Here is a 24,042-nt window from a genome sequence, read left to right on the forward strand (position 1 = left end):
CACAAAGATTCAAAGTCCCCCTTATCAAGGGGGATTTAGGGGGATCGGATATCCCACAAAGATTCAAACTCCCCCTTTTCAAGGGGGATTTAGGGGGATCGGATATCCCACAAAGATTCAAAGTCCCCCTTATCAAGGGGGATTTAGGGGGATCAGACTAAAAGGAGTCAACATATGAAATTAAAAATATTTGATAAAATTCCCGCCCAGCGAGTCCGAAAATTCAATCGGCGACTGCTGTGGAGTTTGCTGATATTTGAATGGGTGCTACTCGCCATTTACCTCGCCACCGTTTTGCTGTGGGGAGACAGTCCGCCGCTGTGGGATTTTAACGGATTTCAAAATATCCCCTCTTTGTTCTCGGCGATTCAGTTATTTGCCGTCGCCTGCAGTTTTCTGGGGTTGGCGTTTTATCGCAGCTATCCGGGGCAAAAACCGTCCCGGCGGTTGCTGGTGACGGTGGGGGTGATTTTTTTCTATATTTCCTTAATTGACGAAACGTTTAAATTGCATCAGCACTTTTATAAACCCCTGTGTTGGATGCCTGGGATCGAAAATTGTCGCGGTTGGTTCAATATCTATATTTACATCTATGTCGGAATTGCGATCGCCACATTTATTCTGTTTTTCAAAGATTTAAAAGCGAGTTGGAGGTTCTATCCGAGGGCTTCGTTTTTTGTCGGGTTCGGGATTTTTACCTTTTTGTTCGGTGCCCTGGGATTGGAGTTGTTGAAATTCCAAATTTTCGACACAGGATATGGTATAATGGAAGAACTCCGCATCGGCTTGGAAGAATATTTGGAAATGCTGGGGGCAACTTTGACGTTGTACGGGAACGGCTTATTTTTTGTGCGGCGGATTGAACAGTCGGAAGGGTCGGAGTATAATTGAATTGAAAACAACTTTTGTTTAAAAAAAAGAGATGAGTGAAATCACCGTCAATGAAAGCCAACTCAAAGAGTTAATCAAAGTCGCAATTCTTGAGTTGATAACAGAAGAAAAAGAAGTCTTGTCTTCGCTGCTGTCTGAAGTTTTGGAAGATCTGGCAATGGAAAAAGCAATTCAGGAAGGCGAAAGTACAGATTTGGTGAGTCGCGAAGCAATTTTCAAAGCTTTGGATAGATGACCATGACTCGCTCCTCGCACAGCGGAAACCGGCGAAAATTGTCGCGGTTACTTCAATATATGTATTACCTCTATGTCGGAATTGCGATCGCCACATTTATTTTAGCGAGTATTGCTAATCTCTACAATCATTTCTCCTTGTCGCAATTGTGCCAAGGCATCAGGCAAAGTAGCAGTCAGCAATTTTCGTAAGTTTCGATTGGTGACATTACCACAGGTTAGCCACAAAATTTTGGGAGGCGGCCCCAAGCGACAAACCCAATCAATAAAGTCGCTGTCTTTCGTCATAATCACAGCATTTTCCGATCGCGCAGCTTCAAAAATTTCGATATCCCGAGCATCCCGAAGTCCCAAATCTCGCAATGCATCAGTTTCTAGACCAAAATTTTCTGTCAACCAATTTGCTAGGTTGGGGGGTAGTTGAGCATCGATCCAAATCTTCATGCCATCAGCCTGGGAAAATCCGTCCGCCGCGCCGCGAACAACAGACAAGCTTGAATATCTGCCAATTCTAAATCGGGGAAGTCTTCTAAAATTTCTGCAACGCTGACATTTTCCGCCAACATTTCCAAAATATCAGTCACTCGAATTCGCATCCCTCGAATGCAGGGACGACCCCCGCATTGGCCGGGATTTTGAGTGATCCGATTGAGTAAATCAGTTGTTTCCTTCATAATCTCAGTTGTTAATCCCATAAGATCCGATCACCTCCTCCTTCAACCCCCCAATCATCTAAAGATGATTGGAGCTATTAGCTTGGGAATTAATTCCCAAGCGGTCTTGATATTATATCTGATTTTTTTGTTGTTCGCGAGAGCAGTTAAATTGGCAAATATCCGGTGCGTTACCCCGAATTAATGACGGATTTAAAGGCCCCGTAATTGTGGGGAACGCACCCTACAAAAATCCGAATCCTCACTCGCTCCTCGCGCAGCGGAAACCAGCCAAAATTGCCCGGACGTGGGGGTGATACCAGTTGCGGAAACTGCACCGCATCGCCCAGGGACGGGTGATCCAACTGCCGCCGCGCAAAACTTTATGTTCGCCGTCGAAATAGGTCTGGGAATAGCCGGAATAGGGGTAAAACTCAAAGCCGTCGTATCCGGCAAAATCGCTGGATGTCCACTCCCAGACGTTGCCGATTAAATCGCAGACACCGGAGGCGCTGACGTTTTCGGGGTGGGCATCTACGGGGGTGGTTTGGGGTTTATTTTTAATGATTTTACCGAGATGATTGCAGTTGCATTTTTCCTCAGTGGGCAGGTCTTCACCCCAGGGATAAGTGCGGGTTTTTCCGTTGTCAAAACTGGCGGCTTTTTCCCATTCCGCTTCAGTGGGAAGTCGCTTGCCGACGAAGTTGCAGTAGGCTTCGGCTTCGTACCAACTGACGCCGCAGACGGGGTGGTTGTCGAAGCTGGGGTCGTCGATCCAATATAGGGGTTGAGTGACCCAGTTGTGTTGGAGCCAGTCCCACCCTTTGGGGGACCACCATTTGGCTTTGTGGTAGCCGCCGGCTTCCATAAATTGGCGATATTGGGCGCAGGTGACGGGGTGGCGATCGATCCAGTAGCGATCTAAAAATTGGCGGTGGATTTTGCGTTCGTTATCCATCGCGTCGAGGCTGTCATTTCCGATGGAAAATTCCCCGGCGGGGATTTCGATTTCGGAGAGGGGGAGTGGGGGGGTGGTGGAGAAGATGGGGAGGTGGGTGGTTACGTCCTCGAAGCGGTGCAGTTGCAGGACGAGGGCGATGGTTTCTCCGTGCTGACATTCGTGCTGCAAAATAAATCGCCACAGGCGTTCCTGTTGTTCGAGGGGGGCGGTTTCTAGGTATTGAAAAACCTGCGATCGCACGATCGCCAAATAATCTAAAATAAACTCCAGCGAAGGCAGTTCCACCCGTTTCGCCTTCGGCAGTCCGTCGGCGGTGAAAAATAACCGATATTCGGGGAAGAGCGGCTCTTGCCCCCCGCACTCCTCCAGCAGCCAGTAAGCCTCGGTGAAGGCGATGTGCCCCAAATGCCACCCCACCGGGCTGAAATCGGGGTGGGGTTGGGCGCAAAGGGTATCTCTATCGATGCCCTCGACGAGTTTGAGCGTGCCGAGGCGGCACTCATGCAGGGCGTGACAGATGGTCTGTCTGAGTGAGGGGGTGGATGTGGACGTCACAATCTTCTCCAACGCTGATGATGCTGTGTTCCGGGCAAAGGTGCCATTTCCCCGGAAATAGCGGTTCAGAAGCGATGATAACGGATTCCGGGAACTTCGGATCGTCCTGCAGCCAATAAAGGCTCGGCGGAATTCCCGCTATGGCGTGGCGGGAGGCAACCATGCGATTTCCGTCGCAGATGATCATGTTTGCGAGTACCCGCACCTGCATTTCGTGGGCGATGGTTTCGACGGTTTTGAGCACGGTTTCTAAGGCGGCGACGAGGGGGGAGGTGCCACTTCCGGCGAGGGCGTCTTGGAACAGGGCGAACAGGTGTTCGGAGTCGGTATTGCCTTCGATCGCTCGATAACTCCCGTCAGAGAGGCGATCGCGGATCGGTTTGTAGAGGCTATCCCGGAAATCCTGGATGTAGCCGTTGTGGATGAACGTCAGATTCCCGGATTGAAAGGGTTGACAGTTATTCAAATTCACGGCCTGTCCGGGGGTGGCGCTGCGGACGTAGGCCAAAATCCGCCCCGATTCGACGTAGCGACTCAGGGGGGCCAGGTTCAGATCGCTCCAAATGGGTTGGATGTTGCGGTAGCGGTAGGGTTCGGCTTCCTGAGTGGGGTGGTACCAGCCGATCCCGAACCCGTCGGCGTTCATCAAGGCTTCCTGCATTTCCTTGGGTTGGTAACTTTGGACGATTAGTGAGTGTTCGGGTTCGCATAAAATTCGGTCGAGTTGAATTGAAGAACCAATGTAGCCAAGCAGACGACACATAATTGAGAACTGAGTTGGTGACTTTAGGTGGTTGACGAGAGGATCGGAATTGCCCACTCAACTTTTCTATTGTGAACTATGCAGAGGATAGCAAAGGCTTCGAGATCCGCAAAATGGGGGACGACGGGGCGATCGCCCTTGTCTTCGCCAAAAAAAATCCCCGACCTCGGGGTTGGGGAGGATGGCAAATCGATCGCGGACCGGACGGGTTTTCTGAAGGACTTAGGATGTCAGGTAGTTTTCTATATATCGCCAGCGATCGTCCCCGTAGGTGGATCTGAGCAGGTTGCGGGCCGTTTCGCCGACGATCAGATCGCCTTCGGGGGTGTAGGAGATGCCGTCGGCGTGGTGGATGTCCGCATCCGAGAGCAGTTTTTTGACCACGCCGAGGGTGTGGGCAAAACCGGCGAGAATTTGGTGTTCCCGCACCCATTCTTCGGGTTCGGGAATGGTGACTAGATCGGGTGTGACTGTAGGCATTGGAGTATTCATGGAGGGGTTCGGAGAAGTTGTTCTATCCAACAATATAGGGGGCGACGGACAAAGTTCGCCACCGCCATCGGATAGGTTTATTATGTGCGATCGCACACCCGATCGCAGTGACGCTTTGGGATGCGGAGGTTGATCAATATCGGGTCGAAATGTGATCGCGATCGCCTCAATTTCGCCTCCGGTTTAATGGCGAGATTTGCCGTCTCAACTCAACCGTACAATCACGGATTGTCAGCGATTTTGGCACGTCGAAACCCGCCCCACCCCCGATGGATTTTATGGGTGCGATCGCCCCGGCTTATCGCCCCAAATTGGGGTACTTCCATTCGTAATGGTTGGGAAAGACAAAATTGGTCATCGAAACGGAAATGCTCGTTTCCAGCGATCGGACGTGATGCCACCACCCCACGGGAATAAAAATTACCTCCCCCGGTTCCAAAATGAATTCGATGGGTCTGACATTTTTAAATAGGGGATATTTTTGATAGTCCGGATTTTCCAGATCGACGCGGCTGAATACCCCCACCTGATTGTACACGAACGGGGTTTGCGAGGGGGGCATCAGCCGCACCAGTTTGCGGCCGGAAACCTGGGCCAAAAACAGGTTGACGGGATCGTGGTGCAGTGGCGTGACGGTTCCGGCTGGCCCGAACCAGAAGAAAATTCGCCCCCGGGTTTGGTTGGGATCTAAATATTCCGTACAAATTTCGATATCGTTCAACAACCCTTTCATTTCGGGGCGATCCAAATTGCCGTTGTTGGCGACCATGTAATAATCGTTGGTTTCTTGCCCGGAAATTACCCAGTCGATATATTCGGAAAATTTGACGGTTTTTCGGTGTCGTTCCAGGTTCAATTCGTACTCCGGATCGCCGTCGCGTCCGGCCTGAATTTCCACCTTCGCTTCCCCGTAGTGTTGTCGCAAATATTCGGGAGTCCACCGTTCCAACGCCTTCCAGTTTTTGATGATATTGGTCAAAATCAGGGGGGTGTTTTTGGCGTAGTAGTGATCCAAAAACTCCGATCGGGAAATTGTCGGTTTGCGATCGACGGTTTGGGCGGCTTCGGAGAGGGATGCCAACTGATGCTGAATTTTCCACATCGACTCGACTTTTTGCAGCAGTTGAACGAACTGTTCTCCCGCTTTGAAATAGGGGTGGTCTGAGGCTTGGCTGACGGCATCCAAGGCGAGTTTGACATCGACACCCTTTTCGACCATCCGTTCCACCAGAACGGCGTCGGGTAAATTCATCAGTTTGTTGAGGGCAACCCACTGTTTCCAAGCGTCGGATAATTCGGGTTGCGGTTCCACCGCCGGTAAGTTAGACTTCGGTTGGGATTGGGGAAGCCACTGCAGGCTGACTTTCTGTTCGTCGTGCAGGGTGATTTGCAGGGGGGGAAGGGTGATGCGTTGGGGCTCGGAATTTGTCATAGGTGGAGATCGGGAAATGCGCTCGATCGCAATTTTGGCATTTTTTCGGGGCGATCGCCAAACTCCTCACAATTCATTGGGAATTGACGGCCTCCCCCAGAACCGACGACAACTCCACAGAAAGGCGATTCCAAACGCCAAATTCGCCAAACCCACCGTCGCCGTCCCCCAGCCGAGAAACCGCATTCCCGCCTCGATCGCGATCGCCGCAGAGAGAATCGCCGAAGCCACCCACCCGAACCGCTGCAAGACGGAATCCCCCGACAGGACCCAGTCAACCAGGCGATCGAATAAAATTTGACCGGCGAACAGTCCGATTGTCAGGGCAACCGTCCCCCACAAGGCGTGCCACTCATCCAAGAATAGCAGATAGGGCAGGTGAAACCACAGGATTCCACCGAGGGCGAATAAACCCAGGCCGACACCCGTCCAAATGCCGCCGGCGATCCGAATCGGGGTCGTGGATTTCGGGGTATTTTCCATCTCAGAATCCGCTGTAATGCTCCGAACTTTGTACTTGATTTTGAGTCCGGGGTTATGGTATCATAGAATCATCTTATTTTTCGAGTTCTGCACGCTCTTTTTGCGGTGTGGCATTTCCTTGTCGTGCCGACCGTTGACGTGCCGAATTCCGACTCGGCGATCGCCCGCCGTTCATTTATCATTCGGGGTCATGGATTTATTTACGGTCGGTCATTCCAACCACCCAATCGAACCGTTTATTTCTCTGTTGCAGCAACACGGTGTCACGGCATTAGCGGACGTGCGATCGCACCCCCATAGCCGCCACCTCCCCCACTTCAACAAAGCCGAACTGACAGCCGCGTTAGAGTCCCAAGGAATTCGCTACGTTTTTCTGGGCAAAGAACTCGGCGCCCGTTCCGGCAATCCCGCCTGCTATGTGGAGGGAAAAGCCGTCTACGAAAAAATCGCCGCCACCGACGAATTTCAAGCCGGACTCCAGCGAGTGATATCCGGCCTCCAAACCTATAATATCGCATTGATGTGCGCCGAGCAAGACCCCCTCACCTGCCACCGAGCCATCCTCGTCTGCCACCATTTAAAACCCTTCAATTTGACCATCAATCACATTCTGAAAACCGGCGATTTGGAATCCCACGACCAGTTAGAATCCCGGCTGCTATCCAAGCAAGGCTTTACCGAATTTGCCGACCCGACAGCCCCGGTACAACTCTCCTTATTTTCCAATAATTTACCGAGTCGGGAAGACTGCCTGGAGGAAGCCTACAAACGCCAGGGGGATGAAATCGCCTATGTCGAAAAACAAGGGGGGAGCGATCGTGGCTAATTCTGTCAATCTCTACACCATCGGATTTACCAAGAAAACCGCCAAAAACTTCTTTGAACTCCTCAAACAATCCGGCGTGACGCGGGTAATCGACACCCGCTTAAACAACGTCTCCCAACTGGCGGGATTCGCCAAAAAAGCGGACTTAGAATATTTCCTAAAAACCATCGGCAATATCGATTATATTCACCGGATAGATTTGGCCCCCAGCAAAGATATCCTGGACGAATATAAAAAACAAAAGGGGGACTGGGAAACCTACGAAACGAAATTCTTAGACCTGCTAGAAAAGCGACAGATCGAAAAAAAGGTTGACCCGGAATTGATAGAAAATGCCTGCCTGCTGTGCAGCGAAGCGAAACCCCACCATTGCCACCGTCGCCTAGTCGCCGAGTATCTCAACCGACATTGGGGGAATATCCAAATTCACCACCTGTAGCCATGACACAGATGATTTGTCTAGCGAATTCGCGCAAAAATAGCGATCGCTGCGTTGCCGGAATTGACAAATCAACCCGTTTGTGGGTTCGTCCGACCACCCGCCTGGACGACGGTCGAATTCCGGTAAAACTCTGTATAATTAACGGAAAACCCATCCGACCCCTGGACGCGATCGACGTTTCTTTAACCGACGAATCCCCGGGTTATGAATGCGAAAATCGGGTCATGTTTTCGACCCGCTGGAAACGGGTCGGAACCGTCCCCTACAAGGAAATCCAGCCGTTTTGCGAAACCGAAATTCTCCACAGCCACCGGGACGATTTTCTCACAGCAGTTCCCTACAACTATTTATTACAATTACCGAAACCAAAACGGCGGACGTTGCAGGTCATCGAAACCTCGGATTTTCGGGTGGTTCGGAACGGCAAAAATAAGTGGCGGGGTTCCATTCCCCTCGACGGAAGCGATCGCCTATTTGCCACTATTACCGACCCGGAATTTTGTCAAAAACTCGACACCGGCCATCAGCCTTCCAACCCCTGTTTGGTGGTGTTCAGTTTTAGCCAACCCTGGAGTCAGTCCTATGGGGAAGAAGAATTGCGATGTTACCGTTTGATTGCGGCAGTGATCGAAGTTCACTAAAGTGAACACTACAAACAGTTTGTAGTCGTCGCTTCAGCGATGGCACACATTCACAATGCGTGCCATTCATCCAAGAATAGCAAATAGGGGAGGTGAAACCACAGAATTCCCCCGAGGGCGAACAATCCCAGACCCACACCCCTCAAAATAATGCTACCGGCTATCCAAATGGGGGTCATGGATTTTGGGGCGTTTTCCATCTCAGAATTCATTTCGGCGATCTCGACTTGGGACTTGATTGCAAATCATGGGAAATGGTATCATAGAATTATTCTATTTTTCGAGTTCTGCACGTTCTTTCACTTTCTCAGCAAGCTCGACGACGTTTACTGGTAATTTCCGTATGGACAGATTTGAAAATATCTCAGTGAGAGGCTTTCGTCGCCTTCGACAAGTTGACCTTGAGATGAGAGATCTTGTTGTCATGATTGGGGCGAATGGATCAGGAAAAACTTCGTTTTTGGATGTTCTTTCAACACTAGCGGCTTCAGCCAATGGTAAGTTGCAAGAAACATTACAATCTAAAGGGGGATTAAATGAGATTTTAACCAGAGGTAAAGCCCAAGATCTAGGGATTACTGTGTCGATGACAGTACCGGAAAGAGAGCCGTTGAAGTATGGCTTAACATTGTCACCCAAAAGCTTGTCTTATGAAATTCAGGAAGAGAGTTTAACACAGCAAAACAATCCCCATGCACCCGAACCATTCAAATATATTGAATCTTTGGGTGTAGACATCAAATATTTTAGTCAAGAAGATCGTAAACTACTCAAACCAAATTGGGATCATAATTATCTAGAAACCTCTCTCTCTCAAGTTCCTAAAATGTATCGTGAACCTGAGAACTTGAGAAAAAGTCTTGCTTCTTGCACTTATTATGGGGCACTTGATGTTTCTGAGAAAAGCCCGATTCGCTTGCCCCAGCCTATGCGTCCTGCCAAGCTACCGGGTGCAAGCGGCGAAGATTTAGTTTCCTGTCTGTATGATCTTCGGGAAACAGATAGAGATCGTTTTGAAACAGTAGAGGATGTTGTTTCTACAGCATTTCCAGATTTTGAGAGGTTAAATTTTCCTCCTGTTGCCGCCGGAACTATTTCCATGACTTGGACAGACAGAAACTTTTCTCAACCCATATATGTGCATGAGCTATCGGAAGGAACACTACGTTTTCTTTGGTTAGTGACCCTTTTACAAAGTCATAGCTTAACGACAATTACTTTGCTAGATGAGCCAGAAGTTAGCCTACATCCTGAGCTGTTGAGACATTTAGTGTATTTGATGAGAGAAGCTTCAAAATACACACAGCTTATAGTAGCAACTCATTCAGATCGACTCATCAGATTTCTTGAACCCCATGAGATTTTAATCTGTGACCTTGAAGAAGGTGAGGCAAGAATGACTTGGGCAGATACACTTGATTTGGATAAATGGTTAGAGGAATACAGCCTCGATCAAGTTTGGGCAATGAATTTAATGGGAGGTCGTCCATGAAAATTGCCATCTTAGTTGAGGGCGCTACTGAAGTAGCTTTTAGAGAAAAATTACGTGAGTTTCTCCAAACTCGTTTAGCGGGAAAAATGCCACAACTCACATTTATTTCACAAAATGGTCGTATTCCTAAAGAAGAAAAGCTTAAGCGTGTAGTTGAAAACCTGCTTTCTGGCAGGAGTGCTTATGATGCCGTGATTGCCCTAACAGATGTCTATACAGGAACGAAAGACTTTAAAGACGCAAAGGATGCAAAAAATAAAATGATGGCTTGGGTTGGTAATAATCCCAAGTTTTATCCACACACAGCACTACATGATTTTGAAGCATGGCTTCTTCCATACTGGTCAACTATTCAAAAAAGAGCAAAACATAATCGCTCTGCTCCTAGTAGTTCTCCTGAAACTGTGAATCACAATAGACCACCTGCCTACTATCTTAAGGAAATCTTTAGAGTCGGAAAAGTAACGAGAGATTATAACAAGCCTATTGATGGCGCAAAGATTTTGAAGGACAATGATTTAATGATTGCCATTCAAGCTTGTCCAGAGCTGAAAGCTTTTGTCAACCAAATCATTTCTCTTTGTGATGAAAGCAAAATCATTCCTTAACTTTTGTATTAAGGAGAGAACCTGTGAGGGTGACAAGGAGGCTAAAGCATAGCCTCCACTGTTGAAATCATGGTCGGCGATCGCGATCGGATCTGAATACTTCCCCTATTCTACGTCTTAACCGTCCGGGCGGTTGCTATAACGACGATTAGTCCGATGTCTTTCCCGATCAAAATCAGGGGCTTTCACCCCTTGTGATTTTAACATTAACAGCGGAGATAATTCGCCCAAACGTACCCTTCCATCACCCGGGTATAGATATAAACCCAGTTCTTATTGTGGTCCGATCGCTCCCACCATTCCACCTCCGCCCCGTCCGGGAGACTGCCGATAATTTTGCCGCCCGGTGTCGCCCGGACATTGAGGGGAGTATCGCTCGGATCGGCGACGATACAGATGCGAACTCCGGCGGGTTGATAGCCCGGTTCGGCGGGATTCCTTTCCTCCCCGTACCGCTCCCAAATGGACTCGCCGGCGAGTCCGACACCGCCACTCAAACACCCGAAAAATAATCCGGTTAACAACAGCCCGATCCGCCGTTTCTGTCCAAATCGATTCATGGTCAAACACTCCTTTCGTGGGGTTTTGAAGCGGTAAATGCACCCCCTATCGGTTCCGATCTGGATGGCTCAATTGTACATCAAATTTGGGAAATTTCAAGGTTTTGTTTCTGATAAAATTGTGATCAATTCTAGCAAGGTGCGGTCGTAGCGATCGCCAGCCACTTGCAACAGGTCATTGTGGCCCGCCCCGGGTACCCACAGGGACAGTTTCGGTTCCCCGGCGGCGGCGTAAAGTTGCTGTCCGTGGGAAAAGGGAATCACCCGATCGCGATCGCCGTGTAAAATCAAGATCGGAGCGTTCACCTTTCGGATTTTGGCAATATTGGGAAAGCGATCAAAGGGGTAGATGGGAATCCGCGTCACCACCCGGAAGGTGCTGGTAAACCCGCTCTCGATCACCAACCCCGCCACCGGTTCGCGGGCGGCCAGATCCGTCGAAGGCCCGCTGCCCACGGACCGCCCGTAGACGACAATGCGATCGGGGGGAACGTTCAAAGTTTCGGTGAGGTAATTGTAGGCGGCATCGATCGCCCGATAAGCCCCCGCCACCGAGGGTTTGCCGCCACTCAAACCGTAGCCCGGGTAGTCGTAGGCGAAAACGGAGAAGCCCACATCCCGGAGCTCGTGCAACCGTTGGCGGATGTCTCCGATGTCCTCCGCGTTGCCGTGGCTGTAAAGGATGGTATACTGCCCTTGGGGATTCGGCAGGTACAGAGCTGCGATCGCCGTTTCGTCCGTCGTTTCGAGGAATAATACCTCCCCGGTGCGATCGTAGCTGGCCGGACGGGGGAGAAAGATCAGGCGATCGCTCCCGAAGTAGGCCCAGATGCCCACCAAAAGATAGATCGCCAGGGTTGACGTGACCAGGCGCTTGAGGGAAAATTCCCCCAGGACCCATTTTTTGATTGTCGCTCGATTCATTTTGGGTTGAATGTGGTTCAGCGGGTTCAGATTGTGCTTGGATTAGTTTTGTAGCCGAGTCTGCACTGACAGACCGAATGCTCTGTGATTTTAGAGGATCTAACATGGCGATGGAATTTCCTGACGATCTGAAGTATCTGGACAGCCACGAGTACGTCCGCCTCGATGGCGAAATTGCCACCATCGGGATCAGCGCTTTTGCCGTCGAGCAATTGGGTGATATCGTGTTCTTGGAACTTCCGGACGTTAACGATGAGTTGGAGAAGGGCGAATCTTTTGGCAATGTCGAATCGGTGAAAGCGGTTGAAGATCTCAAAGCCCCGCTGAACGGAACCGTCATCGAACGAAACGATGCCATTGTCGAGGCACCCGAAGAATTAGCCGAAGATCCCTATGGGGAAGGGTGGTTGATCAAAGTCCGCATTAAAGATGCCGAGGAGCTCGAAGATGCCCTTTCTTCCAGCGAATATCAGACTTTAGTCGAAGGGGAAGGGTAGCCAATCGGCGACCGAAAGGAAACAGTCCGGACACCGAGGTGGGACGGGGGCGATCGCATTTTTTGTTCCGGGGACGGCGCGACATCCGCAAATCCACCGTTTCTATCCCCAATATTGGGCGATCGCCTCGATTCTCCCCAATTTTGTCTCCGATTTTGTCGCAATTTTTCCCGATCTCGACCGGGGGCGAGACGATATCCCATCCGCAACCCCCGGGAAACCGGCGACCTTCGTCTTCATATTTTTTTACATTTTTTCGCAACGTTTCTTGACAAAAATCGGCAAAAAGTTAGAGATGCGACGATTGAAAATTGTGAATTTTTAGTTTAGACTGGGGATAGCTATTTTAATCCATATGAATCGATCCCGTTTGAAGGGGAGAACCTCGAACGTCTGAAGGGGCGGAAAATTGGCGGTTCGACCGGCTGAAAAAGATTCATCTTTGATAGATGGCGATCGATTCGGAAACCCGGACGGCGAACTCTTTGTCTGCCGCTTAAGCGCCATCAAAAACGAGAATTAACCGTCAATGTCCGCCCTCCGAGCCCCAGAGAACCCGACAGAACTTTCAAAACCGTAACAGTCGCCCTTGGAGATCAGGTCAAAATGGATATCCCCCTCGGAAACCCACCCTCCCCCGACGCGAAAATCGTCCCCCAAGTCCAAGAACTCGATCGCCTGTGGCAAACATTGCCCGAGACGCTCAAACAGCAGTGGGCCAGCCAATATCAAGCCGAACTCGAAGCGTTGCTGTTGCAGGCGGACCGTTCCATCCCCACCCCCCTCAAAGACGGACTCAGCGATCGCGAACTCGCCGAACGCCTGGGCGTCTCCCCCGCCAACATCCTCCACACCTGCGAGCGACTGCCCCACCGCTTCGCCGAGTGGACGCGATCGCTCGATCCCAGTGGCCTGTCCTGGTGGGGGCGGCAAACCGGCGACCAACTGCGATACTATCCCATTAGAGGGTATTTGGGCTCCAATTGAAGTCCAGTTTTGGCCCCAATGTAAAGCAACGGTAAAAATTTCGGCGGGCGGCGGAAGTCCTCGGAACCCCCCAACGCTTCGCAATGGCGGGAGTTTTGCGGTTTCTCCCCGGCCACTTCGGGGCGATCGCCGGGGCGATGGCTCTACCCATTTGTCCGGTTAATGATTACAATTCTTTAAAAATCATAAAAAAGCTGAAGTTCCCATCGGCTTTGGTACACCCGATCGCCGGGTGTAGATTTTCGCTGTATCTAACAATACAAAATTGTCATTAATTCCAACTCGGGATGGCGTACAGCCTCGGTAGATGGGCGCTGCCGTATCCAAATCAATCTCTCTTATCCACCTTGTCGAATCAGTCGGAGTTTCATGCTGGATTTTAATTCCCCCGCTCAAACCCAATCCCCCACCTTCCCATCCAACGGAAGCCACCCCCATTCGCCATCAAGCGATCGCCCGGAGGCAACCCCCGCCGACAGCTTCGTTAGCCGGCACGTCGGCCCCAACGCCGCAGAAATTCAACAAATGCTCGAAACCGTCGGATATTCCAGCCTCGACGAATTGATCGACAAAACCGTTCCTGGAGACATCCGCCTCGATCGCCCCCTCGACCTGCCCCCCGCCCTCGGCGAAACCGCAGCTTTAGAAAAATTGCGGGAAATCGCCTCCAAAAACCAGATTTACCGATCCTTCCTGGGAATGGGCTACTCCGACTGCATCACCCCCCCCGTCATCGGGCGCAACATCCTCGAAAATCCCGGTTGGTACACCGCCTATACCCCCTACCAAGCCGAAATCGCCCAGGGACGCCTGGAAGCCCTCCTCAACTTCCAAACCCTCGTGATTGACCTGACGGGGCTCGAAATTGCCAACGCCTCCCTCTTAGACGAAGGCACCGCCGCCGCCGAAGCCATGAGTCTGAGTTGCGGCGTCAGCAAAGCCAAAGCCAACGCCTTCTTCGTCTCCCGGGACTGCCACCCCCAAACCCTCGACGTCCTGCAAACCCGCGCCCAACCCCTCGGCATCGACATCATCATCGGGGATTTCCGCGAGTTCGACTTCTCCACCCCCATTTTCGGCGCCCTGCTGCAATACCCCGCCACCGACGGCGCGATTTACGACTATCGGGAATTCATCGAAACCGCCCACAATCATCAAGCGATCATCACAATGGCGGCAGACATCCTCGCCCTCACCCTGCTGACGCCCCCCGGCGAACTCGGGGCAGATATTGCGATCGGCAGCACCCAACGCTTCGGCGTCCCCCTCGGCTTCGGCGGGCCCCACGCCGCCTATTTCGCCACCAAAGAAGCCTACAAACGTCAGGTTCCGGGCCGGATGGTGGGCATCTCCAAGGACCGCCAGGGCAACCCGGCCCTGAGACTCGCCCTGCAAACCCGGGAACAGCACATCCGCCGGGACAAAGCTACCAGCAACATCTGCACCGCCCAAGTCTTGTTAGCAGTAATTGCCAGCACCTACGCGGTTTACCACGGTTCCGAGGGACTGAAAAAAATCGCCGAAACCGTCCACCGGATGACGGGAATTTTGGCGGCGGGGTTGCAGCGGTTGGGTTACGCGATCGCCTCCGAAGCCTTTTTTGATACCCTGCGAGTGGAATTGGGAGACATCCCCCAGGCCGAGATTTTGAATCGGGCGATCGCCAAACAGATTAACCTGCGGATAATCGGAGAAGATGCGATCGGCATCAGCCTCGACGAAACCACCACCCTTCAAGATATCCGCGATCTGCTGGAAATTTTCGCCCTCGGCGAAACCCTCTCCTTTGAAATTGAGGATTTGTCCGCAGAATCAGCCATCCCCAAAAACCTGACCCGCACCTCCGAGTACCTCACCCACCCCGTCTTCAACACCCACCACTCGGAAACCGAACTGCTGCGGTATCTCAAACGTTTGGAAAATCGGGACCTGTCCCTAACCACCTCCATGATTCCCCTCGGGTCCTGCACCATGAAGCTGAACGCCACGGCGGAAATGCTGCCAGTGACCTGGCCGGAGTTCGGCAAAATCCACCCCTTTGCCCCCCAGACGCAAACCCACGGCTACCAGATTCTCTTTGAACAACTCGAAGCGTGGCTGGCGGAAATTACCGGATTTGCGGGCATTTCCCTGCAACCCAACGCCGGGTCCCAAGGAGAATATGCGGGATTATTGGCGATTCGCGGCTACCATGAAAGCCGGGGCGAGGCACACCGCAAAATTTGCCTGATTCCCGAGTCCGCCCACGGGACAAACCCCGCCAGTGCCGTGATGTGCGGGATGAAAGTGGTGGCAGTGAAGTGCGATAAAGATGGGAATATCGACATCGGGGACTTGAAAGCGAAGGCCGAGAAACACGGGGAGAACCTGGGGGCGCTGATGGTGACGTACCCCTCCACCCACGGGGTGTTTGAAACCGGCATTCGGGACATTTGCGCGATCGTCCACGACAATGGCGGCCAGGTCTATATGGACGGGGCGAATATGAACGCCCAGGTCGGGTTGTGCCGTCCGGGAGATTTCGGGGCGGATGTGTGCCATCTGAATTTGCACAAAACCTTCTGCATCCCCCACGGCGGCGGCGGGCCGGGGATGGGTCCCATCGGTGTCATGTCCCACCTGCTGCCGTTTTTACCGGGTCACGCGGTGGTTGAGATGCCGGGGGAACATCGGGTCGGGGCGGTGTCGGCGGCACCCTGGGGCAGCGCCAGCATTTTGGTGATTTCCTGGATGTATATTGCCATGATGGGGGCGGCGGGGTTGACCCACGCGACGAAGGTGGCGATTTTGAATGCCAATTACATGGCGCGACGGCTGGATGCGTCCTATCCGATTTTATATAAAGGTCAGAACGGCACGATCGCCCACGAGTGCATTCTGGATTTGCGATCACTCAAAAAGTCCGCCAATATCGACGTGGACGATATCGCCAAACGCCTGATGGATTACGGGTTCCACGCCCCGACAATTTCCTGGCCTGTGGCGGGGACGATGATGGTGGAACCGACGGAGAGCGAGTCCAAGGACGAGTTAGACCGGTTCTGCGAAGCCATGACCGCCATCCGGGCCGAGATCGCCGCGATCGCATCCGGGGACATGGACGGGGAAAATAACCCCCTCAAACAGGCCCCCCACACGGCGGAATCCTTGATTGTCGGGGAATGGAACCGCCCCTATTCTCGGGAAATCGGCGCCTACCCCGCCCCCTGGACTCGGGAGTACAAATATTGGCCGCCGGTGGGCCGGGTGGATAATGCGTTCGGCGATCGCAATTTCGTCTGTTCCTGCGCCCCGATGGAGGCCTATCAGGACTAAATTGAACGGCATCGCCCATTATCGTAATGAGCGATCGTGTGGTTACAGATTCGGGAAAAGGCAGTCGGGAGTCGGTATTCGGAAGTCGGAGCGAGGGTTTTTACAATTAAGGTCTGTGACGACTCCAGCGCTCACTGCTATAAAAAACGGGGTTGGTCGATGGGGCCGACCCCGTTTTTGTCCCCTTGAACGAGGGAAAGCACAAGGCGGAAGAAGGCTAAAGTTGGAGCGGGTGAAACAGCCGATCAAAAACCGTTTGATTTGTAAAGCATGACAAATGGGCCGGCGCGGACAATCCGGGATCGATCCGTTTCTTCCACACCCCCATCGCCACCCCCGCCGCCCCCGCCGGGAAAGAATGAGATCCCTCCATGGGAGGCGATCGGTGGCGGACGGGATGCCGGGACATTTACACAATCTTCATATTAAAATCCGGATCTTTTACAGAATTGACTGGATTTTTATCGGGTCTTACCGTTATGATGGACTTGCTTGCGTATCAGACATCCATTCAATTTGACAATTGACAAGGGTAAAATTGACAGACCATTTGAAAACCGATACCGACTATCGATAACTGCGGGATTTGTCAATCTCACCCGGTCAAAATTCTGGATTGGAGTCTCATACAAATCCGTTCCGAAGACCAGTCCTTCGCAAATTTTGAGATCGAGAGTTCCACGGGGATGGGATCGGTCTCAAATCGGTGTCCAGACCAACTGAAGTGGGTATCCTTGCTATGAAAGAAGTTCAACTATTTAATATATCAATCGATAACATCACAACCGAAGAATTACTCAAAAATCTCGGTCAGAAAGGCGGCGTCGTCTTCACTCCCAACGTCGATCACCTGATGCGCCTGCAAAAAGATCGGGAATTTTACGATCTCTACCATCAATCGGACTACCGAATCTGCGACAGCAAAATTGTTTACTACGCCTCCCGGCTGCTGAACCAGCCCATCAAGGAGAAGATTTCGGGTTCGGATCTGTTTCCGGCGTTTTATCAGTATTATCGCAATTGCGAAGGGGTCAAGATCTTCTTGCTCGGGGCCGCCGAGGGAGTCGCCGTCCGCGCCCAAGCCAACATCAACGAAACGGTGGGCCGGGAAATCGTCGTTGACTGCTATTCTCCCCCCTACGGCTTTGAAAAAGACGAGCTCGAATGTCAGCGGATCGTCGATCGCATCAACGAATCCGGGGCGACGGTTCTGGCGGTCGGGGTGGGTGCTCCCAAACAAGAAAAGTGGATCATGTGCCACAAGCACAAGCTGACGAATATCAAAGTCTTTTTGGCGATCGGTGCCACCATCGACTTTGAAGCGGGCGAAAAGCCCCGCTCTCCCCAGTGGATGAGCGAGATGGGGTTGGAGTGGCTGCACCGGCTCACCTCCGAACCTCAGCGCCTCTGGAAGCGCTACCTGATCGAAGATATGCCCTTTTTGTGGCTGTTGATGCAGCAGAAATTCAACCGCTACCGATCGCCCTTCGCCTCCGAGTCAGACGTGGTGATCCCCGACTGGCAGATGCCCCTGTTGGGACAGACCCTCCAAGAAGCCGGTTTGCTGACCCCCGCCCAGGTCCAACAAGTCCTCCGAGCCCAAGCCCGACAGCGCCACCTGCGCTTCGGAGAAATCCTCTCCGATTGGGGGTGGCTGTCCCAGGAAACCGTCGATTTCTTCGCCGACGAGTTGCCCCTGATCCGCACCCAACCCGAAAAGCAGCCCTTGGGTCAATATCTCAAAGCCGCCCGGCTGTTGGATGACGAACAAATTCACCTGATCTTGACCGAACAGCAGCGAGAGCGCCGGCGGTTCGGCGAACTCGCCGTCCAGAAAGGCTGGCTCAAACAACAGACCGTCGATTCCATCCTATGGTATCTCGCCCACTCGAATTCCATGAAGATCGCGTAGCGGTTTGATGGGGCATCCGATCAAACGACCGATTTCAAACCGGGGACATCCCCGGTTTTTTGTCGGTCGATCGCGTATGATAATCCAGATCGAACCGTTTCAAACCGTCTCAACATCTAGGATATGGTGTATCTCCCCCAACGTCGCCGTCCCGGCCGACAGCGTTCCCTCAAGGCCCATTGGAACGACTTGCCCCGCCTGAGATCCGATCGCCTTTTGTTACTGATCGGTTTGGGAATCGCCCTCAGTTGGAGCGCGATCTCGATTCTCAAATGGCTGCTGCCCTCCGATCCCCCGGCCGCATCGGAGACCGTTTCCGAAGTGTCCCGAGAAGAATTGGCGACCACCTACAACGTCAAATCCCCCCCCGATTGGCAGGCAAACCCCGACCTGCAGGCGATCGTGGATGAAACCGTCGCCCTGGCCGAAGACGCGGGACTCCCCACGGAGGCCCTCTCCATCACCTTGGTGGACGTCGGCGACCCGGCCACCCATTACCAAGCCGGATACAACCCTCAAATCATGCGCTTTCCCGCCAGCGTCTCCAAACTCTTTTGGCTGGCGGCCTTTTTCCAGCGCGTCCGGGCCGGTTCGATTCCCGACGAGTCCCCGTTTTACCAAGACCTCAACTACATGATCCGCATTTCCGACAACGACTCGGCCGGCCGCATCCTGGACGCGATCACCCAAACCACCTCGGGAGAAGCTTTGGAGGGGACGGAGTTGGAGACGTGGATCGACAAGCGCAGCCAGATCGATACATTATTCCGCAACGCCAACTATAAAAATATTATTCTGAGTACGAAGAATTATCCCATCACCGATGGGGGAGAAGCCCCCGCCGGCCGCGACCTACAACTGAAACAAAACCGGGCTTTGGCCAGCGGAAACCGGGTCAGCACCGACCAGGCGGCGCGGCTGATGTACGAAATTTATACGAAACAGGCGGTTTCCCCCGTCGCCAGCACCAAGATGGCCCACCTGCTGACCCGCGATCTGAATCCGTCCGCCTGGGACGAGGGCGATCGCGATTTTGTCAAAGGGTTTTTGGGGGAATCCCTCCCCACGGACATTTACTTCGCCTCCAAGGTCGGCTACACGTCGCGATCGCGCCAAGAGGTCATCTTCGTCCGCACCCTCGACGACCGCGCCATCTACATCCTGGCCGTTTTCGGCACCGATGCGGCCTACGCCCAAAATGAGGAGATCTTCCCCCGGATGTCCCGCCACATCTTCGATCGCCTGAACGGAACCCCCCAAAAACTCAAACCCAAAGAAGTCAGCGTCTTCAAGTCCAAAGACAATTGATCTCGACGATTGTAGAAAGGAAATCGGGAACTTTTCACTTTTCACTTTTCACTTTTCACTTTCCCCGCACCCCACATCTTGATGAAAACCGACGCTCCCCCGGTGGGAACCGTCGGTTCTGATGCGATCGCTCCGATGGGAGCTGATGTCTCAAGTCGCCGAAATCCTTCGTCGGCAAAGGATTCGGACTCTTTCAGGGTCCGGCAGGCCGATTAGCTCTTATTCATGAAACCCTGGGCTTGGCGGAGGGCCGCGGCACCGATGTTAAAGAGCGCCCAGCCGCCGGCCAGGAGTACGGGCAACAAAACCACGACTACCCGAAGATCCAAATCCATCTGCTCTCCTCCTAATTTTAAAGAAATTTTCATATTCCTATTTTTATCGCATTTAGCACGTTTTTTGCAATCACTCAATCCTCCCACGAGAAGGATTGAAAAAATTCGATGTCCGCCCGAGACCCGACCCGACCCTTTTCCTCAGTGCGATCGCTCGAAACCTGTCTCCGTGCCCGTCCCGGCGTGGACTCGCGCCAATTTCTCGTAGCGTTCGGCGTGCTCGATGAGTCCGGCCACTTCTGCCTCGGACACCTCCCGGATGCGTTGGGCGGGAATCCCCACCACCAGCGATCGCGGCGGGACGTCTTTCGTGACCACGGAACCGGCCCCCACGATGCTGCCGGCGCCCACCCGCACGCCGTCCATGATAATCGCCCCGATGCCGATCAAACTCCCCGGTTCGACGTGGGCCGCGTGGATGACGGCCCGGTGGCCGACGGTGACATCCCGATCCAAGACCGTGACTTGTCCCGGATCGCCGTGTAAAATGGCCCCGTCCTGGATATTGGTGCGATCGCCGATGACGATCTTTTCCACGTCCCCTCGCAATACCGCCGCGTACCAAATACTCGCCCCCTCGCCGACTTCCACATCGCCGACCACCACCGCCCCGGGGGCGACGAAGGCCGCTTTGGACAGGTCCGGCGACGGCCAGCGGCCGATGGCGGGGGAAATGGGAAACTGGGGGGATTGATTCATAACTCAAGGGCGATCGCGGACGTATCGGACGAAACGACAAAAATTTTGATCCGTGTGGATGGAAGACCCACCGTTATAATAGACTTTACGTCGGTTTGGTGCAAAAGCATTCATCATGAATTCTGCCTTGCAGTACCCTATTTTTGGCTCGGAGATTAGCTGTCCCCACTGCCGCCAGAAAATTCCCGCATTGACTCTCACGGATACCTATCTGTGTCCTCGGCATGGTGCCTTTGAAGCCGATCCGAAAACGGGGGAATTGATCCACCTCCAGTCCGGGCGCCACTGGCGACAGTGGAATGAGGAGTGGTACCGGCAGCATACCCACCCCGACGGTATCCGGTTTGAAATCCACGAGGCTCTCGATCGCCTCTACACCCAAGGATACCGGGCGACCCGCGTCATCATCGCCCAGCGCTACCGGGACTTGATCGGTTCCTACCTCGAACGCAGCACCCCCTGGCGATCGCAGCCCGAGTCCAACCAGCCCCGCCTGTACGGCCTGCCGGTGGAATTTAGCCCCGACCCCGAGGAGGAACCCTGCTGGGAGGTGATCAATTTCGACCTGGAAAAGGAACAGGGGGTTCCCGTCCGCTATCCGTATTTCCGCTTATTTGAGTAGGAACCGCACCTGAAAATCGACCGCCACCATTGGGGAAACGCTGATGCACCACGCTTCTATCCGCACCGCCGACATCCACCGCGCCATCGCCTTTTACGAACAGTTGGGGTTTGAAGTGCGCGATCGCTTCACCACCGGCTACACCCTCGCCTGCTGGATGGAGGGACTCGGCGGCCGCATCGAACTGATCCAAATTCCCGAACCTAAACCCGCCCCCGATGCCTTCGGCGACGAGCATTATGTCGGCTACTACCATCTCTCCTTTGACTTGACGGACGCCACCCCCGACCTCCCCAGTTGGATCGACTCCCTCCGCCATCGCGTCGATTCCCTCAACGTCCTCCTCGAACCCACCCAACAGGCGATCGGCGAAAAGGTCTACGAAGTCGCTTTTGTCGCCGACGCGGATGGCCTGCCCCTGGAATTGATCCGCCTGTTGAAGGGTTGACGGGAAACGGTAACTTGCGATAAAATTCAATTATTATCGTTTAAAATGGGGATGGGTTAAAAAATAAAATTTTTGTCAATATTTCCATTGTATAAAGAATCATACCATAGTCAAGTCAAAATAGATAGAGTTGTCATCAAAATGATCCGGGCAATTTTCGCAAAAGGTATAAATAATAATTATCGTCAGCCGATAATTTGAGCGTTTCTTGCCCCCAGAAAAGCGTCCGATCAATCAAATGGAGAAGCCAAGCGACATGACAGAGAATCAAACCGAAACCACCCAACAGCCGGCCCCCCAGGGAATGGGAATCCGGGAGAGAGTGTTCAAACTCCTGGGCAGTTGGAAGCTCAGATTCGGAGCCGTCGGCGTCCTGATCATTATCGTGGGCGTGATCGCCTTTTTCTGGGCGCACATGGTCGCCGGGTTGGGAATGCGGGTGTGGTCCAACAGCTCCGGCGCCACCCCCATCGAGTGCATGATGCGGGATACCAACGGTGACGAGTACGTGAGTTGTAGCGCCATTCTCAACGGTCAGGTGGTGCCCCTCGAATGCGGGGCGAGTATTTTCAATATCGGTTGCCGGATCAATTACGGGGCGGCGGCGCCGGGAATTCGCAATCGAGATCTGTAAATTGGCGGCGATCGAGCCGGAATTTCAGATGTGGGGAACGGGAGTCTAAACTGCTGATACGTTCCCTTTTTTTATGTTATAAAACGTAGAAAAATTTCGGGAGCGATCGCACCATGTTTGATTGTATCATTGTCGGCACGGGACCAGCCGGGGCGACGGCGGCTTACCATCTGGCCAAAAAAGGGCATTCAATTTTGGCGATCGACAAAGCCATTCTCCCCCGCTATAAACCCTGCGGTGGGGGCGTTTCTCCGGTCGTCCAGGATGGGTTCGATTTCGACTTGTCCCCGGCCATTTCTCTGAAAACGAATACCGTCTGTTTGACCTGGAAGAAAGACGACCCGGTCGCCATCGAGCTCAAAAACTATCCGATTTGGATGGTCAGGCGAGAAGTGTTTGACTATTTCATTCTCAATCAAGCCGTGGGACAAGGGGCCGCCGTTCGAGATCATACCGAAGTCACTTCCATCGAATTTAAAAGCGATCGCTGGTTCGTCAATACGACGAAAGGACAGTATTGCGGCCGTTACTTGATCGCCGCCGACGGCGCCAAAGGATCGATGGCAAAATGGTTGGGATTCCCAAAGCAGAAAAAAGTGGTTGCGGGCGCTTTAGAGTTAGAAATTCCCCGGGGGAATCGAGGGGACAATCAAACTTACTTTGAATTCGGCTTAGTCAATAAAGGATATGCCTGGAATTTTCCCAAAGCCGACGGTTTCTCAGTCGGTGCGGCGGCATTTTGGAAAGAACGCAAGGCACAAAATTTCAAGCAAATCTTGATAGATTACGCCCAGATGTTCGACCTGAATTTAGACGGGGCGACGGAATGCGGACATCCGATCGCGCTGTGGGACGGAAGCCAAAAATTGCACGCCCAAAATGCCCTGCTGGCGGGGGAAGCGGCCTGCGTGGTCGATCCGTTTACGGCGGAGGGGATTCGCCCGTCTATTTTCAGCGGTTTGAAAGCGGCCGCAGCGATTCACGATGCGATCGCCGGAAATATGAATGCCTTGGAACGGTACACGGAAATCATGGTCGAAGAGTGGGGAAAAGAGATGCTTTGGGCGCAGAAATTGGCTCAAATATTTTACCGCTTCCCCCAGTTAAGTTATCAAGTCGGAGTCAAACATCAGGCGGCGGCGGCGACAATGAGCCGCATCTTTGCCGGGGAGTTGAGTTATTCAGATGTCGCCAATAAAGGGATCGATTTGATCCGAAAATCGGTGTTGAAGGTTTGAGGAGAAAAGGGAATCGGGAATCGGGAATCGGGAATCGGGAATCGGGAATCGGGAATCGGGAATCGGGAATCGGGAATCGGGAAGGGGAAG

At 52.8% G+C, this 24,042-nt stretch carries 28 protein-coding genes; 16 read left to right on the forward strand and 12 right to left on the reverse strand.

The window, feature by feature from the left end:
- Positions 1–174: 174 nt before the first annotated feature.
- Positions 175–891 carry a hypothetical protein gene (locus tag AC0QHF_RS28530; RefSeq protein WP_324707670.1) on the forward strand — a complete coding sequence of 239 codons (717 nt, stop codon included), beginning with the start codon at positions 175–177 and terminating at the stop codon, positions 889–891.
- Between the two features lie 31 nt (positions 892–922).
- On the forward strand, positions 923–1,126 hold the full coding sequence (locus tag AC0QHF_RS28535; RefSeq protein WP_324707671.1) for a hypothetical protein: 204 nt from the start codon (positions 923–925) through the stop codon (positions 1,124–1,126).
- Positions 1,127–1,227: 101 nt separating this feature from the next.
- Here AC0QHF_RS28535 and AC0QHF_RS28540 read toward each other — a convergent pair whose 3' ends face one another.
- From AC0QHF_RS28540 to AC0QHF_RS28570, 7 genes are all read right to left on the reverse strand, one after another.
- Entirely contained in the window at positions 1,228–1,617 is a 390-nt protein-coding gene (locus AC0QHF_RS28540) for a DUF5615 family PIN-like protein (protein ID WP_324707672.1), read from the reverse strand.
- Positions 1,566–1,799: a DUF433 domain-containing protein gene (locus AC0QHF_RS28545; RefSeq protein ID WP_324707673.1), complete on the reverse strand. Its 234-nt coding sequence runs from the start codon at positions 1,797–1,799 to the stop codon at positions 1,566–1,568. Before AC0QHF_RS28545 ends, AC0QHF_RS28540 begins: the two co-directional genes overlap by 52 nt.
- A 241-nt stretch (positions 1,800–2,040) precedes the next feature.
- Entirely contained in the window at positions 2,041–3,294 is a 1,254-nt protein-coding gene (locus AC0QHF_RS28550; RefSeq protein ID WP_324707674.1) for an SUMF1/EgtB/PvdO family nonheme iron enzyme, read from the reverse strand.
- Positions 3,239–4,057 carry an ergothioneine biosynthesis protein EgtC gene (gene egtC, locus AC0QHF_RS28555; RefSeq protein WP_324707675.1) on the reverse strand — a complete coding sequence of 273 codons (819 nt, stop codon included), beginning with the start codon at positions 4,055–4,057 and terminating at the stop codon, positions 3,239–3,241. The genes AC0QHF_RS28550 and egtC overlap by 56 nt, the downstream gene beginning before the upstream one ends.
- Positions 4,058–4,279: 222 nt before the next feature.
- Positions 4,280–4,537 carry a hypothetical protein gene (locus tag AC0QHF_RS28560; protein ID WP_324707676.1) on the reverse strand — a complete coding sequence of 86 codons (258 nt, stop codon included), beginning with the start codon at positions 4,535–4,537 and terminating at the stop codon, positions 4,280–4,282.
- A gap of 310 nt (positions 4,538–4,847) precedes the next feature.
- The gene (locus tag AC0QHF_RS28565) at positions 4,848–5,981 is read right to left on the reverse strand and encodes a cupin-like domain-containing protein (protein WP_324707677.1); all 1,134 of its coding nucleotides are present in this window, start codon (positions 5,979–5,981) and stop codon (positions 4,848–4,850) included.
- Between the two features lie 66 nt (positions 5,982–6,047).
- Positions 6,048–6,464, reverse strand: coding sequence for a hypothetical protein (locus AC0QHF_RS28570; protein WP_324707678.1), 417 nt, complete (start codon positions 6,462–6,464; stop codon positions 6,048–6,050).
- A gap of 190 nt (positions 6,465–6,654) precedes the next feature.
- Here AC0QHF_RS28570 and AC0QHF_RS28575 point away from each other — a divergent pair, with 190 nt between their 5' ends.
- Genes AC0QHF_RS28575 through AC0QHF_RS28585 form a run of 3 tightly spaced genes read left to right on the forward strand, consistent with a single transcriptional unit; the run spans position 6,655 to position 8,373 of the window.
- Positions 6,655–7,290: a DUF488 domain-containing protein gene (locus AC0QHF_RS28575; RefSeq protein WP_324707679.1), complete on the forward strand. Its 636-nt coding sequence runs from the start codon at positions 6,655–6,657 to the stop codon at positions 7,288–7,290.
- A complete protein-coding gene (locus tag AC0QHF_RS28580; RefSeq protein ID WP_324707680.1) occupies positions 7,283–7,729 on the forward strand; it encodes a DUF488 domain-containing protein in 447 nt (148 codons plus the stop codon). Before AC0QHF_RS28575 ends, AC0QHF_RS28580 begins: the two co-directional genes overlap by 8 nt.
- A 2-nt stretch (positions 7,730–7,731) precedes the next feature.
- Positions 7,732–8,373, forward strand: a complete 642-nt coding sequence (locus AC0QHF_RS28585; protein ID WP_324707681.1) for a dual OB domain-containing protein — start codon at positions 7,732–7,734, stop codon at positions 8,371–8,373.
- Between the two features lie 50 nt (positions 8,374–8,423).
- Here AC0QHF_RS28585 and AC0QHF_RS28590 read toward each other — a convergent pair whose 3' ends face one another.
- Entirely contained in the window at positions 8,424–8,585 is a 162-nt protein-coding gene (locus tag AC0QHF_RS28590; protein ID WP_324707682.1) for a hypothetical protein, read from the reverse strand.
- 35 nt (positions 8,586–8,620) lie between these two features.
- Here AC0QHF_RS28590 and AC0QHF_RS28595 point away from each other — a divergent pair, with 35 nt between their 5' ends.
- Both AC0QHF_RS28595 and AC0QHF_RS28600 read left to right on the forward strand, forming a co-directional pair.
- Positions 8,621–9,865 carry an AAA family ATPase gene (locus AC0QHF_RS28595; RefSeq protein ID WP_324707683.1) on the forward strand — a complete coding sequence of 415 codons (1,245 nt, stop codon included), beginning with the start codon at positions 8,621–8,623 and terminating at the stop codon, positions 9,863–9,865.
- Positions 9,862–10,473 carry a DUF4276 family protein gene (locus AC0QHF_RS28600; RefSeq protein ID WP_324707684.1) on the forward strand — a complete coding sequence of 204 codons (612 nt, stop codon included), beginning with the start codon at positions 9,862–9,864 and terminating at the stop codon, positions 10,471–10,473. Before AC0QHF_RS28595 ends, AC0QHF_RS28600 begins: the two co-directional genes overlap by 4 nt.
- A 206-nt stretch (positions 10,474–10,679) precedes the next feature.
- On the opposite strand, the gene AC0QHF_RS28605 is transcribed toward AC0QHF_RS28600, so the two are convergent.
- Both AC0QHF_RS28605 and AC0QHF_RS28610 read right to left on the reverse strand, forming a co-directional pair.
- Positions 10,680–11,033 (reverse strand): SH3 domain-containing protein, encoded by a 354-nt coding sequence (locus tag AC0QHF_RS28605; protein WP_324707685.1) that lies wholly within the window; start codon positions 11,031–11,033, stop codon positions 10,680–10,682.
- Positions 11,034–11,129: 96 nt separating this feature from the next.
- Positions 11,130–11,957, reverse strand: a complete 828-nt coding sequence (locus tag AC0QHF_RS28610; RefSeq protein WP_324707686.1) for an alpha/beta hydrolase — start codon at positions 11,955–11,957, stop codon at positions 11,130–11,132.
- A gap of 104 nt (positions 11,958–12,061) precedes the next feature.
- Between AC0QHF_RS28610 and gcvH the strand changes: the two genes are divergently transcribed.
- From gcvH to AC0QHF_RS28635, 5 genes are all read left to right on the forward strand, one after another.
- Positions 12,062–12,454 carry a glycine cleavage system protein GcvH gene (gcvH, locus tag AC0QHF_RS28615; RefSeq protein WP_324707687.1) on the forward strand — a complete coding sequence of 131 codons (393 nt, stop codon included), beginning with the start codon at positions 12,062–12,064 and terminating at the stop codon, positions 12,452–12,454.
- Between the two features lie 606 nt (positions 12,455–13,060).
- Positions 13,061–13,441, forward strand: a complete 381-nt coding sequence (locus AC0QHF_RS28620; protein WP_324707688.1) for a hypothetical protein — start codon at positions 13,061–13,063, stop codon at positions 13,439–13,441.
- Positions 13,442–13,810: 369 nt separating this feature from the next.
- Positions 13,811–16,756, forward strand: a complete 2,946-nt coding sequence (gene gcvP / locus AC0QHF_RS28625) for an aminomethyl-transferring glycine dehydrogenase (protein ID WP_324707689.1) — start codon at positions 13,811–13,813, stop codon at positions 16,754–16,756.
- A 739-nt stretch (positions 16,757–17,495) separates the two neighbouring features.
- On the forward strand, positions 17,496–18,668 hold the full coding sequence (locus AC0QHF_RS28630) for a WecB/TagA/CpsF family glycosyltransferase (RefSeq protein WP_324707690.1): 1,173 nt from the start codon (positions 17,496–17,498) through the stop codon (positions 18,666–18,668).
- A gap of 123 nt (positions 18,669–18,791) precedes the next feature.
- The gene (locus tag AC0QHF_RS28635) at positions 18,792–19,976 is read left to right on the forward strand and encodes a serine hydrolase (RefSeq protein WP_324707691.1); all 1,185 of its coding nucleotides are present in this window, start codon (positions 18,792–18,794) and stop codon (positions 19,974–19,976) included.
- A gap of 212 nt (positions 19,977–20,188) precedes the next feature.
- On the opposite strand, the gene AC0QHF_RS28640 is transcribed toward AC0QHF_RS28635, so the two are convergent.
- Both AC0QHF_RS28640 and AC0QHF_RS28645 read right to left on the reverse strand, forming a co-directional pair.
- A complete protein-coding gene (locus AC0QHF_RS28640) occupies positions 20,189–20,311 on the reverse strand; it encodes a photosystem II protein Y (protein WP_375341476.1) in 123 nt (40 codons plus the stop codon).
- Between the two features lie 141 nt (positions 20,312–20,452).
- The gene (locus AC0QHF_RS28645) at positions 20,453–21,010 is read right to left on the reverse strand and encodes a gamma carbonic anhydrase family protein (RefSeq protein WP_324707692.1); all 558 of its coding nucleotides are present in this window, start codon (positions 21,008–21,010) and stop codon (positions 20,453–20,455) included.
- Positions 21,011–21,125: 115 nt separating this feature from the next.
- On the opposite strand from AC0QHF_RS28645, the gene AC0QHF_RS28650 reads away from it, so the two are divergent.
- The 4 genes from AC0QHF_RS28650 to AC0QHF_RS28665 all read left to right on the forward strand — a co-directional run bounded on the left by AC0QHF_RS28650 (position 21,126) and on the right by AC0QHF_RS28665 (position 23,952).
- A complete protein-coding gene (locus AC0QHF_RS28650; protein WP_375341477.1) occupies positions 21,126–21,632 on the forward strand; it encodes a TIGR02652 family protein in 507 nt (168 codons plus the stop codon).
- Positions 21,633–21,675: 43 nt separating this feature from the next.
- The gene (locus AC0QHF_RS28655) at positions 21,676–22,080 is read left to right on the forward strand and encodes a VOC family protein (protein ID WP_324707693.1); all 405 of its coding nucleotides are present in this window, start codon (positions 21,676–21,678) and stop codon (positions 22,078–22,080) included.
- A 256-nt stretch (positions 22,081–22,336) separates the two neighbouring features.
- Entirely contained in the window at positions 22,337–22,714 is a 378-nt protein-coding gene (locus AC0QHF_RS28660) for a hypothetical protein (RefSeq protein ID WP_324707694.1), read from the forward strand.
- Positions 22,715–22,827: 113 nt separating this feature from the next.
- Positions 22,828–23,952 carry a geranylgeranyl reductase family protein gene (locus AC0QHF_RS28665; protein ID WP_324707695.1) on the forward strand — a complete coding sequence of 375 codons (1,125 nt, stop codon included), beginning with the start codon at positions 22,828–22,830 and terminating at the stop codon, positions 23,950–23,952.
- Positions 23,953–24,042: the final 90 nt, after the last annotated feature.

Source organism: Lyngbya sp. CCY1209 (assembly GCF_055795065.1).